This window comes from Nocardiopsis ansamitocini (genome assembly GCF_030268225.1).
Lineage (GTDB): Bacteria > Actinomycetota > Actinomycetes > Streptosporangiales > Streptosporangiaceae > Nocardiopsis_D > Nocardiopsis_D ansamitocini.
Genome location: NZ_BSQG01000013.1, coordinates 15,974 through 30,674 on the forward strand (window position 1 = coordinate 15,974; position 14,701 = coordinate 30,674).

Here is a 14,701-nt window from a genome sequence, read left to right on the forward strand (position 1 = left end):
CGCTTTTCGTCGATCGGCGCCGCGCCCTGCGTGCAGCGGATGTCACCTATGGCAGGCCGGCGTCCCGCACCCACCGTTGCTGGGGCCCGACGTTCGGTCGGGCGCCGCCTGACCGGACCCGGCGGCCGTGGATCGCGCCCACCGGATGCCACGGGCGACCGCCGCGCGTGCGAAGGGCATCAGACCAGTTTCCTGAGCTGGGCCGCGGCCCCGTCCCACGCCTGGATCAGTTCGCGGGCGACCTGGCGGATCTGCGCCAGTTCCCTGCCCGGTGCGTAGAGGGAGGTGCCGATCCCGAAGCCCGTCGCCCCGGCTCGGACCCATTCGCCGATCGAGTCGGTGTCGATCCCGCCCACGGGGATGAACTCGATCTCCCGGGGCATGACCGCCGTCCATGCCCGCAGCCCGCCGGTGCCCACCTGGCCCGAGGGGAAGAGCTTGACGGCCAGTGCACCGGCCTCGACCGCGGCGAAGGCCTCCGATGCCGTCGCCACCCCCGGGTAGCTGAGCATCCCCAGGCTCCTGGTCGTACGGATCACGTCCGTGTTGGTGTTGGGGGACACGATGATCTGGCTCCCCGCCTCGTGCGCTGCGTGGACGTCGGTGACGGTGAGCACCGTCCCCGCTCCCACGGTGGCGTCGGAGGGGAGGACCGAGCGCAGCACGCGGATGGACGCCAACGGTTCGGGGGAGTTCAGCGGGACCTCAAGGGTGCGGAACCCGGCGTCGTAGAGGGTCCTGCCCACCTCGGCGGCGTCCTCGGTGGGCAGGCCGCGCAGGATGGCGACGAGGCCGGTGGGCCGCCCCGCCCGCTCGTCCCGGCCGTGCGCGTGCGGTGCCGATTCCATTACGCCTCCCATTTCTGCAGGACCGCGGTCGCGCGGTCCGGGGCTGTCGGGTCGGATCCGGCCGGGGCGAGCAGCCCGGCCCGGCGGGCCAGGTGGGCCAGTGCGCGCGGGGTGGAGTCCCCGGCGGGACGAGCACTTCGGATCCCCAGACGGGAGAGAGCGCGTGCGTAACGCTCGCAGAGCCCGTCCTCGCCCAGGAGCAGGACGTCGTCCGGTGGTCGTCCCGACCACGCGTGGGCCGCCCCGCGTACCTCGCTGCCGATCATCAGTCCCGAGATGTAGTCGCCCACCTGCTCCTGTTCCAGTCGGCCGGTGAGAACCAGCGAGCGGGCGGAGAACAGGGTGCTGAGCAGCCCGGTGTCGCCGGCCGCTCCCGTGGAGACGTCGAAGCCGCGGTCGAAGGAGTCCCAGCAGGGGGCCCCGGCGGGCTTGACCAACCGGCCCAGGATGCTGCGGTTCAGGAGCAGCGAGTAGATCTCACCGGTCATGAAGGTGGTGAATTCCGTGACCACCGTCCCGCGCAGTCGTGCCCACTTGGCGTGGGTCCCCGGCAGGACCACGAGGCGTTCCGCGTCGGGCGCGGACCCTGCGGACGTGTCCCACTCCAGCGCGGCTCCCACCAGTTGGGTCTCCTCGCCGCGCAGTACGCCGGGCAGCGTTTTGGTGGAGATGAGGCCGGGCAGGATGTGGACCTCGCCCAGGCTTGAGACGACCGTGGTCAACGGGAGGGCGGCGTGCGCCAGGTCCACCGGGAGTTCGACGTAACCGGCCGGGGCCCAGCCCTGGTCGCTGCCCACCATGCCGCTGGCGATCACCGGGACGGGGCCGGCGGCTGCCCGTAGCCAGTCGCCGCACAGCGCCTCGAAAGCCTGGTCGAAGGCGTCCGCCCGGTCGATACCCGCCTCGGCGGCCCTTTCGGTGACGCCCATGACGCCGCCCGCGCCCGAGCGCCGGGCCAGGACCTCGCCCCCCGCGCCCAGGAGGTAGGCGCGACACGAAGTGGTGCCCCAGTCCAGTGCCACGAGGCTCGCTGCCGCAGAGTCGCCCATCACGCCCGTTCCACCCGAATGCCGCAAGGACCAGCGGTGATCCTTCTGATCAGGCACCAGTAAGCGCGAGCCGTCTCATTTTGTCGACCCGCGTTCCACATATAGGGATTCCTTCCGCCTTGGGCCGCGTGGTCCCCCCGGTAGGCGGCGCAATCCGGTCCGCCGGGCGGGGCGCGGTGGTGCCTCGCAGATCACGGTCCCTACCCTTGGCCCCATGGAGCCCGACGATCCGCCGCCCGCCCCGCCACCCGGCACGCAGACCCTCGCGCGCGGCCTCAGCATCATCACCGCAGTGGCACAGGGGGCCGACACCCTCAAGAGCATCTCCACCGAGACGGGGATCGGCCGCAGCACCGCCCACCGGCTCGTGCAGATGCTGATCGTCGCCGGCTTCCTGCGCAAAGGGGTCGACAACTCCTACGTGCTGGGCCCCTCCCTCATCGAGTACGGATTTCTCGCGCTCCAACAGAACCCGGTCCCCTTCGTCGCCCGCCCCGTGCTGGAACAGCTGTCCCAGAAGCTCAAGGACACGGTCCACCTGGCCATCCGGGAGAACGACGAGGTCTTCTACCTCGACAAGATCCCCAGCCTGCGCGGAGCCGAGATGCGGTCCCGGATCGGGTACCGCATGCCGCTGACGCGCACCGGGATCGGCAAGGCGCTGCTGCTGGGCGAGGAGCACGCCTCATGGGAACGGTGTTTTCAAAGCGACCACGAGCGTTACGGTCCCGGTCCCGCTGACGCCGAGCGCTTCCTTACCGTGATGAAGCGCTATACCGCCATGGGCGCCACCATGGACCTGGAGGAGAACGAGCCGGGCATCCGCTGCGTGGCGGCACCCGTCCGTGACGGCAGCAAAAGCGTGGTGGCCGCCGTGAGCATTGCCGCGACCAGGCCCTACATGCCGATGGAGCGTATGCGCGCCCTCGTCCCGGTGATGCGTGAAGCGGCCCTGGACATCTCCACCCGGCTCGGATACTCCGCCGTCACGGCCGGTGCGAACCGGCCGCGCCGCTAGGGTCGTTCGCCACCGGCGGGCCCGCCGGCCGTCGGGCCCCCGGTTCCCCGCGACAAGGAGTCGCCCGCGGGTCGTGGGCCATAGGGCCGAACAGCCGGCAGGACAGCCGCCTGGAACCGGTGCGCGAGGAGGAATCGGTCCCGGCCGACTCCTGCTGAGCCGGCCCGGTGGCGCCGACGAGGGCGACACAGTCGGCCACACCTTTCACCGGTCCTGATCAGACGGACGCGCACGCACCCTTCCGTTCCCGGCTGCGCGGTCGTTTTGGTGCCGCCGTCGGATAGCGCCCCCCCGCTGTTCCTCGTGACGCGGCCGCCCCACACGCGGACGCCGTAAGTTACAGCTTGTATAGTTAGCGTGCGTTCGTTCCCGTGAAAGGTCTGTCGTGCTCAAATTTCGGCGCTCTTCCTCGACTCCCCGCGAACCGGTGGCCCCTCGTCGTCGAAAGAGCCGTCGACGCTTGGCCGTCGGTGCGGTCGGCGCCGTCGCCGGTGCCGCCCTCCTCCTCGCGGCCGGTTTCCAGTTCGGCCTGCCGTGGTCCTTCGGGGAACGCGATCACATCGGTGTCTTCTCCAGCGACCAGGGCAACCAGTTCTACGAGGTTCACCTTCCGCCGCAGTACAGCGAGGGAGGGCCCGGCCTGCCGGTGATGATGGCGATCCACGGGTGCGCGATGACGGGGTTCGGGTGGAACTCCATGGAACAGACGACCCAGTTCAACGCTCTGGCGGACGAAGAGGGGTTCATCGTCGTCTACCCGACCCAGAGCGTGTTCAAGGACAAGCTCAACTGTTGGAAGTCGGGTGACTCACGCGAGCAGCACCGCGATCGCGGCGAACCCTCGCTGCTCGCAGGCGTCGCCCGCGAAGTCGTCGAACGCTACGGCGCCGATCCGGACCGGGTGCACGTGTCCGGCGCGTCGTCGGGTGCGGGCACGGCCGTCATCCTCGCCGCCACCTACCCCGACGTCTTCGCCACGGCCACGTCGGTGGCCGGCGGCGAGTACGCCCTCGATCAGGTGAACGTCGACGACCCCGACCAGACTCCGCCGTCCTACACGGCTCGGCAGGCGTGGGCGCAGATGGGCGATCGCGCGCGGCAGGTGCCCCTGCTCGTCGTGCAGGGCGATGCCGACGAGGTGGTGCCCCCCGTGGTCGCGACGCGTCTTGTCCAGCAGTGGCTCGCCGTCAACGACCTCGTCGACGACGGGCTGCTGAACGACAGCGTCGGGGCGACGCCCGACGAGGTCGTCCACCACACCCCCGACGGGCTCCGGAACTACACGCACTCCACGTACACGGCAGAGGGGAGCGACACCTCCCTCGTCGAGTCGTACGTGGTCGAGGGCATGGGGCACTCCTGGTCCGGGCCGCACAGCACCGGCCTCTTCACCGACCGGGAAGGGCCGGACCTCGCCCGCATCGTCTGGGACTTCGCGACGGCCCACCCCATGGGGTGACGACCGTCGGGGCCGATGCTCCATAAGCTGTGGCCATGACGCAGCAGTCGACCGATCCCCCTCGCCGCACCCGACTCTCACGCGAAGCGCGCGGCACCCAGCTGCTCGACGTCGCGGAGGCCCTTTTCGCCGAGCGCGGTTTCGAAGGCGTGTCGATGGAGGACATCGCACGCACGGCCGGCGTCACCCGCCCGATGGTCTACGTCCACCACGGGACCAAGGACCAGATCTTCCTCGCCTGCGCCCGGCGGGCACGGGCCGAGCTCGACGCCGCGATAAGCGACCCCGAAGCCTTGGCGCAGGCGGGTGCGAGCGTCGACGAGGTGATCGAACGCGCGGGCACGGTCTTCTTCGCCATCCTCGAACGCGACCCCAGACGGTGGCTCGTGCTCTTCAACCCGAGTGCCTCGCTCTCCGAGGACCTGGCGGCGGAGCTGCGCGCGATGCGGGACCGGACCATAGCGCGCATCGCGCGGATGACGTCCCCGTTCGCACCGTTCGACGACGACCGCAACACGGCATTCGCATACGCGATCAGCGGCGTCGGAGAACAGCTGGGCCGGTGGTGGATCGCCAACCCCGATGTCCCCGTGAGCCAGGTCGTGGGCTACTACCGCGACTTCATCACCACGGGTCTGCGCACCTCCTGAGGGCGACGCGTGATCGTGGGCGGGACCCCGCCCGGCGAGGAGGCCGTGGCGTCCAGCGGTCCACGACGACTGCGGCGCCCGTATCCGCGGGATCGGGGCAGCGAGCCGAAACGACCGCCTGCCGGCCCTGGACAGGCCGATACCGGCCAGCCCCATGACGGCGAAGGGATCTCATCACGAACTTCTTCACCCGCTCGGTTTTTCTACGCCCATCGTCGACAGGGCAGGGGAAACGGCTTTTCGGAGCATTCGGGCGCCGGGGACGGACGGCGTCGGTCCCGATCCGGCCGCGACAACGAAACCCCGCCGATTCCCGCCGCATTGTCCCTGTGTTCCAACGGCGGGAATCCGACAAGGGGCCGAGGGAGGGCGGGGAAGGCCACGACCCGTCTCGCGTCCGTGGCGGCGGCCACCGCGACGGCGCGGCCCGTGAAGTTCCCGCACGGCGACCGTGCTTCGGCGGGGGGGAGTACCCCGCCGAAGCGGCAGCCCCGGCGGGGTGGGGACACGGGACGGCCCCCGGGTTCTCTGGGGGGCCGTCCCGGCCCTCGCAGGGGCAGCGGTACGTCAGAGCAGGAACAGGAACGCGGTGAGCACCAGTCCGCCCACGGCGATCGCCCAGGTGTAGGGAAGGGTGGAGACCATCGCCTTCTCCGGGCGGACCCCCGCGTACTGGGCGCTCCACACCGTCTGCGTACTGGTGGGGTCCGAGACTCCCAGGACCTGGCCGTAGGAGGCCATCAACCCCAGCACCGCCGGGGTCGGGTAGATCCCGCCCGACACCAGGACCCCGGCCACCCCGGCGCCCAGACCGTAGATGTTGAACGGGCCCCGGTACAGGCACAGCGGCACCAGTACCGCGAACACCAGCACGAACAGCAGCGGTCCCGACGGGCTCAGCGCGCTGACGATCGGGTTGAGCGCACTGACCGCGCCGGGCAGGCGCACCGCCGACAGCAGCATCCCGATCGCGATGAACAGCACGATCGGCGGCGCGGCCACGTCGAAGGCCCGGTACAGGGTGCGCAGTGCACGCTCGCCCATCTGGCGCAGCGGAACGGTCGTCACCAGCGCGTACAGCAGCCCCACCGCCAGCGACGCGATGATCGGCACGTGCAGGCCCAGCGCCAGCACGATCGGCACCAACGGCGTGACCAGCGCATACCAGGGGGCGTCGCCGCGGCGTGCGCGCCGACTCGGTCCTTCGTCCTCCCCGGTCGCGCCGGCCCCGGCCCCGGCACCGGCCGGGACCCGAACCGCCCAGGCGTGCCGGGCCCCGCGCCGGCGCATCTCGACGAGGATGTAGGCCATGCCGCCCACCAGGGCGATGGGGAACAGCCGGATCTGGAAGAAGCGCACCGTCTCCACCGGGATCCCGATGGCGTCGGACAGGAACTGCCAGCCGATCAGCTCCAGCGGAAGCCCCGCGGCGATCCCCATGAGAATGGTCCCCGCGGCCACCACCGGCGGCACCCCCACCGCGATCATCGCGGGGATGCCCACCACGCCCGCGAGCATCGCCGCGGGCGCCGAACCGGTGATGCTGCCGCACAGGATCGCCACGCAGAACACGCCCAGCGCCACCACCGTGGGGCGTTCACCGCCGAACTCCACGATCTTGCGCACCAGGGTCGAGGCGATGCCGGTGTCGGCCATCACCGTGCCCAGCCACGACCCCAGCAGGATGGCGATCATCGTGGCCGCCAGCAAAGGCGCGCCCTCCTGCATGACCGTGCCCGCGACGCTGTTCTCCGCGCCCAGCAGCGACGCGCCCGACAGCAGCGCGATGGCGATGGCCAGGAACGTCAGGGCGAACGCGGTCGGTACCTTGCGGGTGAGCATCAGGGCGACACCCACGGCCATGACGGCCAGAATTGCGATACCCATGGCTTTTTAGCCTCCGAGGGACGCGGGGAAGGGGCGGGTGCGTGCGCGTCCGGCGGACGTGAACGGGAGGGCCTCGGCCAGGCCAAGAGTCAGCAGTACCGGCGAGCGGCCCAGGCCGCTGCGCGCGTGGGCGACCGTGTGCGCGACGATCTCGTCGGCGCCGGCGACGTGGCCGCGCAGGTGGAACCGGCCCACGCCCGCCACCCGGTGGTCCAGGCGCCGGCGCAGGGTGCGCGCGGCCGGACCGTGCAGCAGACGGTGGGCAAGCTCGTGCTGCACCGCCGCCTCCCGCACCCGGGCCGGTGGGAAGTACGCCTGCCAGCCGACCAGTTCCACGAGGGCGTCGGCCAGCGCCAGCGCCCCGGTGTGCACGACGACCGCGCCGCTGCGGTGGTGGTACTCGGCGAGGAGGATCTCCCCGGGGGAGACGCCGCCCGGCGCCTGCTCCACGGCGACCGCCGCGGGGGAGGGGGCTTCTGCGGCCAGTTCGCGCCCGACCTCCAGGGCCGTGCGCGCCCACGCCGTCAGGGCCTCCTCGGTCCGGGTGTCGTGGGTGGGCGTCATGCGCAGCAGGCGCGCACCCAACGCGACGTCGTCGAGCGCGGCCAGGTCCCGGCAACGCCCGGCCAGGGCATCGGTGTCGCAGTTGAAGAAGGAGCGCGGGTTCATCGCCGCTCCTCCATGACCGCCACCAGGCTCTCCTCGGGAGTGCGCGAACGCAGCTCCGTGGCGGCCAGCGACAGCAGCTGTTCCTCGTCCAGGACCCCGGAGAGGTTGGCGATCTTGGGCCCCACCAGCAGCCATACGGCCGGGGCGCGCGACCCCCCGTCGCCGTAACTGGTGCGCTCGTCCACCAGCCGGGCCAGGGTCGCGGGCGCCTCGCCCACGGTCATGGCGTCCACGTGGGCATCGGCGCTGTGCAGCCGGATCACGCCCTCGCCGTCCACGATCCGCACCGGGGTGCGTTCGCGGCCGAACCGGCGCAGCGGCCCGCGCGGACGGCGCCGCGCGCCCAGCACCCGGTGGTGGGCGGTGCCGGCCAGCTCGGTGACCTCCTCGACGGCCACCCCGAGGCTGCGGGCCGCGCTCGCGCGCGCCTGGGCGGCGTCCGTCCCGGCCGCCCGGTCCTTGGTGCGCAGTTCGGTCGCCCCGGTGGCCACCGCCTTGATCAGGTTGCGCTGGGGGTCCACGGTGACGTCCACCTCGACCCCGGCGGGGTCCGCGCCCTGCTCCACCACGGCCTTCTCCGCCTCGGTGCGCGCCGCCAGCACGTCGGCGTGCGTGGGGTTGGGGACGATGCGCTCCACGGACTCGCGCACCAGGGCGAGCGCCACCCCCAGGGGGCTGATGACCTCGCTGTGCGCACAGATGCGCCAGTCCAGTCCGGTGTCGGCGCCCAGGAACGGGGTGACGGTCGCCGCGCCGCCGCCCCCGCCCACCAGCGACAGGACGTCGCGGTCCAGCCGGTAGTCCTCCACCAGCGCGTCCACGACCGTGCGCACTCTCGCCGCGGCCTTGGCCAGCACCATGCGTGCCGCGGCCTCGACGTCGGTGCCCAGGGACGCGGCCAGCGGCTCCAAGGCCAGGCGGGCGACGGTGGAGTCGGCACGCGCGTAACTGTCCTCGGGCACCACCCCCAACGCGTTGGCCGCACAGGTCAGGGTGAGCGCGAAGCGCCCCCCGGCGGCGTCGACCGCCACGTAGTCCTCGGGGTCGCCCTCCCGGGGACGAACGGTGACCAGCCGGGCGTCGGCCAGGTCGGCGGCCGAGGCGAAGCAGGCGTAGGGCAGCCCGGCGATGTGCGCGCTGCGCGGCCCGACGTCGGTGACCCCGCCGCCGCCCAGCCGGATCAGCGACCCCCCGCCCACGCCCACGGTGCGCACGTCCAGCGAGGGCAGGTAGGTCTCCTTGTCGCCCAGGCGCGCGTGGCGCACCTGCACCCGGCCGCGTCGGATCACGCTGATGTCGGTCGAGGTGCCCCCGGTCTCCAGGAACACGCCTTCGCTGACCCGCTCGCTCATCAGCGCGCCCGCCACGCCCGCGGCCGGGCCCGACAGCACGGTCAGCAGGGGGCGCCCGCGCATCTCCGCCAGCGACATCACCCCGCCGTCGCAGCGCATCACCATCAACGGCGCGGTGACCCCGGCCTTGGTGATGCTCTGCTCCACCAGGTCGGCCGTCTCCAACATGCGCGGCATGATCCCGGCGTTGAGCACCGCGGTCCGGGCCCGCTTGGCCAGGCCGTAGAGCTGGGTGATCTCGTGGGTCGTGGTGACCGGCACCCCCTGGGCCGCGGCCTCCGCGGCCACCGCGCGCTCGCCCAGCGGATCGTCCACGCTGAAGGGTTCGACGGCCACCAGCACCTGGGCGCCATCCTCGCGGACCCGCTGCACGGCCGAGCGCACCTCCTCGGGGCGCTCGGGGTGTTTGAGCCCGGTGTAGCGCACCGGCATGGTGCGCCCCGGCGCCAGCGTGAGCTTGCCCAGGGAACGCAACCGCCGGGTGGCCAGGGCATCGAAACCGCGCCCGATCCCCACGATGCCCACGGTTGCCACGTCGCCCTCCAGCAGGGCGTTGGTGGCCTGGGTGGTGCCGTGGGCGAGGAACGTGACGTCGGAGGCGGGCACGCCGACGTCGGCGAGCAGCCGCTCCAGGGCGCTCATGATGCCGTGCGCGACGCCGTCGGGGTGGTCGTGGCTGGTGGGGACTTTCACCTGGCCCAGCAGTTCGTAGGTCTGGGCGCTGACGGCGACGGCGTCGGTGAACGTGCCGCCGACGTCGATACCGACGCGGATGGTGGATGGTCTGGGATGTGGCGCCATGGCCGACACCTCCGGGATGGGCGAGGAGACTGCGGTGGGGGTGGCCCCGCCCCGCCGCGGCGACGCCCCTGGCGGGGACGCCGCCGCGGCCGGCGGGTGTGGTGGGACCTAGTAGCCGCGGACGTCGGGCCAGTGCCGCTCGACGCCGGTCCGGTCCAGCAGGCGGGTGAAGCCGTCCAGGAGTTCGGCGTCCTCGCGCACCTGGTGCGGGCGCACGCCGTGGCTCAGGGCGAACGCGGCCAGGCGCCCGGCGACCTCGCCGATGTTCCATTCGACGGGGTGCAGCCGGAAGCACCCGTTGGTGATGTGCGTGGTGCCGATGTTCTTCGCGGCGGGCAGCAGGTTGCGCACCCGCACCGGCAGCAGGGCGCCCAACGGGATCTCGAAGGGCACGCTTGCCACGTCGATGTAGTTGTCGCCGCTGGTGGAGGGGTGCAGGTCGATGCGGTAGCTGCCCACCCCCACCGAGTCGGGGTGGCGGGTGCCGCCGTAGGGCCCCACGATGTCCAGCGAGACGTCGTGCTCGGTGACGGTGGTGACCGCGCGGATGCGCCGCGACTCGCGCACGTAGGCGGCCTTGGCCAGGCCGTCCTCGGTGCCGGTGACGTCGGGGCGCGGGCGCAGTCCCGGGAAGCCGGTCCCGCCGTCGGGGCGGGGCGCCTCGGTCTGCAACCAGTACAGCACCGACAACGACAACTGCCGTGCCTCGTGGTGGGCCCGGGCCACCGCATCGGCGTCCACCAGGCCCTCGACCTCCAGGGCGGGCTTGAGCCAGTAGTCGTTGAGCGGCCAGTTGACCAGGGTGATGTCGGAGTCGAAGGCACCGGCCCGGTGCATCCCGCGTGCCAGGATCCGCCGGAAACCCCACAGTTCCTTGTCGCCGGCGTCGGCGCTCTGGTCGGCGCTGACCGCCAGCGGGTCGGTGTCGGGGTTGGGCACGAAGGTGCGCTCCACCGACTCCAGGGTGCGCGGGTCGGGCGCGGTCAGCCCCAGCAGCGGGCCCGGCCAGAAGTCGGGTTGGTAGGAGCGCCAGAAGTCGTACATCTCCGGGCGCTCGATGGTGTGGTCCTCGCCCGGGTGGTAGGACATCGCGAAGCAGTAGGTGATGCCCTGCAGGTTGAGCGGGTCGGCCTTCTCGGGGGCGTGGGGCTCGTCGTACTCGGCGCGGGATTCGGCGCCGGTGACGTGCTCGACCCCCGCCAGCAAAAGCAGGTCGCCGTCCTCGGTGGCGTCCAGGACGTAGTCGGCGGCCACGGTGGTGCGGCGCCCGCCAGGGCCCTCAAGGGTCACCGAACGCACTTCGTCGCCGACCGTCTCGGCGGCCACCGGGCGGTGCTCCAGCAGCAGGGTCAACCGCCCCGACGCGCGATGGGGCGCCAGCAGTGATTCCAGGACGGCCAGCGCGACCCGCGGTTCGTGGCACAGCTTGCTGACCCGCCCGGCGCCCGGGTTGAGGTCGACCAGGTCCAGGGCTTCGGCCCGCAGGGGGTAGTGGCGGCGGTAGTAGTCGCGGATGCCGTCGCGGACCTCGCGGTAGGCAGCCGTGGCGCCGAAGCGCTCGATCCAGGGGTTCTCGTCGGGCGGCACCGCCTGGGAGGTGAGTTGGCCGCCGATCCAGTCGGTCGGCTCGGTGAGCACCACTCGGTTGCCGGCGCGTGCGGCGGCCAGGGCCGCCGCGACTCCGCCGAGCCCCCCGCCCACGACGAGGATTTCGGTTGCGCGGTCGGACATGATCGGCCTTTCTGGGTTGATCGTTGCGGTCACTGCTGCCCCTGCCGGCCGGCAGGGCCGATGGTGCTCCCGACGACGGGTTCGCACGGCACCAGCTGTTGCAGGGGCGGTGGGGGTTGGTCGGGGGGGTTGGTGATGAGCTGGGTGAGCAGGCGCACGGCGCGCCGCCCCATCTCCCGGCGCGGCACGGTGAACCCGCTGATGTGCGCGGACGCCGCCCCGGCCGCCGGCGGGTCCCCGAGCATCGCCAGCGAGAGGTCCTCGGGGCAGCGCAGGCCGGCGTCCGCGATGGCCCCGGTCAGTGCGGCCAGGGCCGCGCCGGTGTCGGTCTCCTCGGTGACAAGGGCGGTGACGCCCTCGTCGCGCCAGGCGCGCACCCGGCGGGCGTCGATGTCGGAGCCGTCGGTGCGCACCACCAGGCCGTCGAGGTCGATGCCGGCCGCACGGGCGCCGGCCAGCACGCCGTTCTCACGGTCGGTGGACGCGGGGGCGTCGTCGTTCTCGCGGACATAGCGCAGGCGGCGGTGTCCGAGGTCGGCGAGGCGGCGCACGACGTCGGCGGAGGCGGGCACGTAGTCGGCGCCGACGTAGGGGAGGCGCCCTTCCAGCTCGTCGCGCCGGCCGATGTAGACCAGGGGGTAGCCGCCCTCCACCAGCCGTTCCACCTGTTCGGTGGGGACGTGCCGGCCGAAGAACAGGCAGCCGTCGGCCACGCGGACGCGGTGCAGCGCGGCCGGTCCGGCCGCGCGCGGCGGCGCGCCGCTGGAGCCGGTGAACAGGATGAGGTCCTGGCCCAGGGCCGCGGCCTCCTCCTCCACCCCCACCAGGATCGGGTAGTAGGAGTGGGCCACCTCGGTGGGAAACGTCGCGGAGAAGGTGAACAGGCCGAGCATGTCGTTGCGGGCCGAGGCGAGGCGTGTGGCGATGGGGTCGGGGACGTAGCCCAGGGCGTCGGCCGCCTCCACCACCCGGCGTTTGGTCTCCTCCGCGAGCACGACGCCGGCCTTGTTGCCGCCCAGCACCAGCGACACGGTGGTCTGGGAGACCCCCGCTGCCCGGGCGATATCGGACTGCCGCGGCCGGGCCCGGCCGCTCGCCCTCGCCCTATCGCCGACCATGGAAACTCCTGTCCTATTGGCTCCTAATGCGCATTAGGACAAGAATCTGAGCCCTCCGCCGTTAAATGTCAACGATTCCGCGGGAATTTCCACGAAGTTAATTCTTGGCTCTACTAATACGTATTAGGGCCTTGACGGCGAACAGTGACGGAGCACACACTCGGCCTCCCCTGCACCTCACGACGGGAGCGCCCGCCATGACCCACGACACCGGACCCGGACCCGACCACTCGGCCCCGTCGCGCCGCTCGGTACTGCGCGGCGCCGTCCTCCTGGGAACGGGGGCGGCGCTCGCCGGCGCCGGGGTCGCCACCGCCGCCGGGGCCTCGGCCGCCGGGCCCGCGGGCTTCCCCAGCTACCGCTACCTGCGCACGGCCTTCAACAAGAACGCGCTGTCCTACAACCCGACCGGGGAGTTCATCTTCCCCACCATCCGGGGCACGGTCGGACGCCTGTCGAGCGCCCGGGGCCGCTTCTACCTCTACTACGCTCCCCACGACGCCCCCGGCGGGATCTGCCTGGCCCACGCCAACTCGCTGGAGGGGCCCTTCACCGAGTACCCGGGCAACCCGATCGTGGGCCGCAACTGGTCACCGCACCACTCGGTCTCGCACGTGTCCTCGCCGCACGTGATGTGGAACAGCGCGGCCAAGGAGATGTGGCTCTACTACCACGGGGAGAACAACACGACCCGGCTCGCGCGCTCCACCGACGGCATCAACTTCCGCTACCAGGGCGTGGTGCTGAACACCGGAATGCTGCCCGGCACCACCGAGACCTCCTACGCCCGGGTGTTCGAGCACTCCCTGCCCGCCCGTGGCGCCCGCTACGTCATGCTCTTCATGCGCAACAGCACCGCCAACACGCGCTCGATCGGCTGGGGCTGGTCGGCCAACGGCATCAACTGGACCTACGACCAGCAGCCGCTGGTGCTGCCCTCCGCGGTGGGCGCGGCCAACATCTCCGCGCCGCACCTGCTGACCCGCAACAACAGCGCCTACGTCGTCTACCACACCAGCAACGGTGGCATGCGCATCACCGAGGTCGGCAAGGACTTCACCCTCCGCAAGCACCTGGGCGCCTTCCACACGCCCCTGAAAGGGGCCCCCGACAACGGCCGTGCGGCCGCCCCCTCCTTCGGCAGCGACGGGGGCGTCCACTACATGTTCTACGAGGCGGGCAACCGCCTGGGCGCCACCATCGCCATCGCCCGCCAGGTCTGATCCGCGCACCCTCCCCGTCCCCGCCGGTCGTGCAGCGCGCCGCGCCGAGACCGCCGGCCCCGGCCGGACGCCTGCACGGTCAGCGGGTGAGACGGGCGTTGCGCAGCACCGGGATGGCCGAGCGCACCGACTCCACGGCCTCGGTGTCGATGTCGGCCACCAGCACGCCGGGTGCGGCCCCGAGCACGGCGGCCGGTTGCCCGTTGGGCGCGATCACCGCGCTGTAGCCGATGCCGCGCGGCGCGGTGCCGGTGACCTCCTCGCCCGAGGCCGCGGGGTCGGCCTGGCCGCAGGCCAACACCCACGAGGTGCAGTCCAGGGCGCGCGCCCTGGTCAACAGCTCCCACTGCTCGCGCTTGCCCTCGCCCGCCCCCCACGAGGCACCCACCACGATCGCCTCGGCGCCCGCGTCGGCCAGGCGCCGGAACAGTTCGGGGAAGCGCACGTCGTAGCACGTGGCCAGGCCCACCCGCAGCCCGTCGACGTCGACGGTCACTACGTCCTCGCCCGGCTGGACGGCGTCGGACTCCCGGTGGCCGAAGGCGTCGAAGACGTGGATCTTCTGGTAGACCTCCTCCACGTCCGCGCCGGTGGCCAACAACAGGTTGCGCACCCGCCCGTCACCGGCCGGCGCGAACATCCCGGCCACCACCGCCACCCCGTGCTCGCGCGCGATCGCGCGCACCCCCGAGGCCCAGGGGCCGTCCAGTTCCTCGGCCGCCGCCGCGAGGTCGGCACCGAAGTGCGCCATCGCCGCCTCCGGCAGCACGACCAGCCGCGCCCCGGCCTGGGCCGCCTCGGCCACGGCCGCGCGGACCAGGCCCAGGTTGGCGTCGGGGGAGTCGGTCGAGGCGATCTGGCAGAGCGCCACGCGCATGGGAACATCCTTTGCGGTC

Annotated in this window: 12 protein-coding genes; 4 read left to right on the top strand and 8 right to left on the bottom strand. The window is 72.3% G+C overall.

What is annotated here, in order from left to right:
- Positions 1-179 precede the first annotated feature (179 nt).
- Together QSJ59_RS22840 and QSJ59_RS22845 are read right to left on the bottom strand one after the other, a co-directional pair.
- The gene (locus QSJ59_RS22840; RefSeq protein ID WP_285761808.1) at positions 180-848 is read right to left on the bottom strand and encodes a 2-dehydro-3-deoxy-6-phosphogalactonate aldolase; all 669 of its coding nucleotides are present in this window, start codon (positions 846-848) and stop codon (positions 180-182) included.
- Positions 848-1,897, bottom strand: coding sequence for a 2-dehydro-3-deoxygalactonokinase (locus tag QSJ59_RS22845; protein WP_285761809.1), 1,050 nt, complete (start codon positions 1,895-1,897; stop codon positions 848-850). The genes QSJ59_RS22840 and QSJ59_RS22845 overlap by 1 nt, the downstream gene beginning before the upstream one ends.
- A 214-nt stretch (positions 1,898-2,111) precedes the next feature.
- Here QSJ59_RS22845 and QSJ59_RS22850 point away from each other — a divergent pair, with 214 nt between their 5' ends.
- From QSJ59_RS22850 to QSJ59_RS22860, 3 genes are all read left to right on the top strand, one after another.
- The gene (locus QSJ59_RS22850; RefSeq protein ID WP_285761810.1) at positions 2,112-2,915 is read left to right on the top strand and encodes an IclR family transcriptional regulator; all 804 of its coding nucleotides are present in this window, start codon (positions 2,112-2,114) and stop codon (positions 2,913-2,915) included.
- Between the two features lie 460 nt (positions 2,916-3,375).
- Positions 3,376-4,374 (top strand): extracellular catalytic domain type 1 short-chain-length polyhydroxyalkanoate depolymerase, encoded by a 999-nt coding sequence (locus QSJ59_RS22855; protein WP_285761811.1) that lies wholly within the window; start codon positions 3,376-3,378, stop codon positions 4,372-4,374.
- A 35-nt stretch (positions 4,375-4,409) separates the two neighbouring features.
- Complete coding sequence (locus QSJ59_RS22860) at positions 4,410-5,024, top strand: TetR/AcrR family transcriptional regulator (RefSeq protein ID WP_285761812.1); 615 nt, start codon at positions 4,410-4,412, stop codon at positions 5,022-5,024.
- 567 nt (positions 5,025-5,591) lie between these two features.
- On the opposite strand, the gene QSJ59_RS22865 is transcribed toward QSJ59_RS22860, so the two are convergent.
- The 5 genes from QSJ59_RS22865 to QSJ59_RS22885 form a co-directional block, all read right to left on the bottom strand.
- A complete protein-coding gene (locus QSJ59_RS22865; RefSeq protein WP_285761813.1) occupies positions 5,592-6,911 on the bottom strand; it encodes a transporter in 1,320 nt (439 codons plus the stop codon).
- Between the two features lie 6 nt (positions 6,912-6,917).
- Positions 6,918-7,580, bottom strand: a complete 663-nt coding sequence (locus QSJ59_RS22870) for a hypothetical protein (RefSeq protein WP_285761814.1) — start codon at positions 7,578-7,580, stop codon at positions 6,918-6,920.
- The gene (locus QSJ59_RS22875) at positions 7,577-9,733 is read right to left on the bottom strand and encodes a hydantoinase/oxoprolinase family protein (RefSeq protein WP_285761815.1); all 2,157 of its coding nucleotides are present in this window, start codon (positions 9,731-9,733) and stop codon (positions 7,577-7,579) included. Before QSJ59_RS22875 ends, QSJ59_RS22870 begins: the two co-directional genes overlap by 4 nt.
- A 108-nt stretch (positions 9,734-9,841) precedes the next feature.
- On the bottom strand, positions 9,842-11,464 hold the full coding sequence (locus QSJ59_RS22880) for an FAD-dependent oxidoreductase (RefSeq protein WP_285761816.1): 1,623 nt from the start codon (positions 11,462-11,464) through the stop codon (positions 9,842-9,844).
- A gap of 29 nt (positions 11,465-11,493) precedes the next feature.
- A complete protein-coding gene (locus QSJ59_RS22885) occupies positions 11,494-12,582 on the bottom strand; it encodes a LacI family DNA-binding transcriptional regulator (protein ID WP_285761817.1) in 1,089 nt (362 codons plus the stop codon).
- A 197-nt stretch (positions 12,583-12,779) separates the two neighbouring features.
- Between QSJ59_RS22885 and QSJ59_RS22890 the strand changes: the two genes are divergently transcribed.
- Positions 12,780-13,805: a glycoside hydrolase family protein gene (locus QSJ59_RS22890; RefSeq protein ID WP_285761818.1), complete on the top strand. Its 1,026-nt coding sequence runs from the start codon at positions 12,780-12,782 to the stop codon at positions 13,803-13,805.
- Positions 13,806-13,884: 79 nt separating this feature from the next.
- On the opposite strand, the gene QSJ59_RS22895 is transcribed toward QSJ59_RS22890, so the two are convergent.
- Positions 13,885-14,682 (bottom strand): carbon-nitrogen hydrolase family protein, encoded by a 798-nt coding sequence (locus QSJ59_RS22895; RefSeq protein ID WP_285761819.1) that lies wholly within the window; start codon positions 14,680-14,682, stop codon positions 13,885-13,887.
- Positions 14,683-14,701: the final 19 nt, after the last annotated feature.

Excerpts from the sequence above, each read along its gene's own strand:
- QSJ59_RS22840 (WP_285761808.1), bottom strand. The coding sequence starts at position 848 with ATGGAATCGGCACCGCACGCGCACGGCCGGGACGAGCGGGCGGGGCGG.
- QSJ59_RS22845 (WP_285761809.1), bottom strand. The coding sequence starts at position 1,897 with ATGGGCGACTCTGCGGCAGCGAGCCTCGTGGCACTGGACTGGGGCACC.
- QSJ59_RS22850 (WP_285761810.1), top strand. The coding sequence starts at position 2,112 with ATGGAGCCCGACGATCCGCCGCCCGCCCCGCCACCCGGCACGCAGACC.
- QSJ59_RS22860 (WP_285761812.1), top strand. The coding sequence starts at position 4,410 with ATGACGCAGCAGTCGACCGATCCCCCTCGCCGCACCCGACTCTCACGC.
- QSJ59_RS22865 (WP_285761813.1), bottom strand. The coding sequence starts at position 6,911 with ATGGGTATCGCAATTCTGGCCGTCATGGCCGTGGGTGTCGCCCTGATG.
- QSJ59_RS22870 (WP_285761814.1), bottom strand. The coding sequence starts at position 7,580 with ATGAACCCGCGCTCCTTCTTCAACTGCGACACCGATGCCCTGGCCGGG.
- QSJ59_RS22875 (WP_285761815.1), bottom strand. The coding sequence starts at position 9,733 with ATGGCGCCACATCCCAGACCATCCACCATCCGCGTCGGTATCGACGTC.
- QSJ59_RS22880 (WP_285761816.1), bottom strand. The coding sequence starts at position 11,464 with ATGTCCGACCGCGCAACCGAAATCCTCGTCGTGGGCGGGGGGCTCGGC.
- QSJ59_RS22885 (WP_285761817.1), bottom strand. The coding sequence starts at position 12,582 with ATGGTCGGCGATAGGGCGAGGGCGAGCGGCCGGGCCCGGCCGCGGCAG.
- QSJ59_RS22890 (WP_285761818.1), top strand. The coding sequence starts at position 12,780 with ATGACCCACGACACCGGACCCGGACCCGACCACTCGGCCCCGTCGCGC.
- QSJ59_RS22895 (WP_285761819.1), bottom strand. The coding sequence starts at position 14,682 with ATGCGCGTGGCGCTCTGCCAGATCGCCTCGACCGACTCCCCCGACGCC.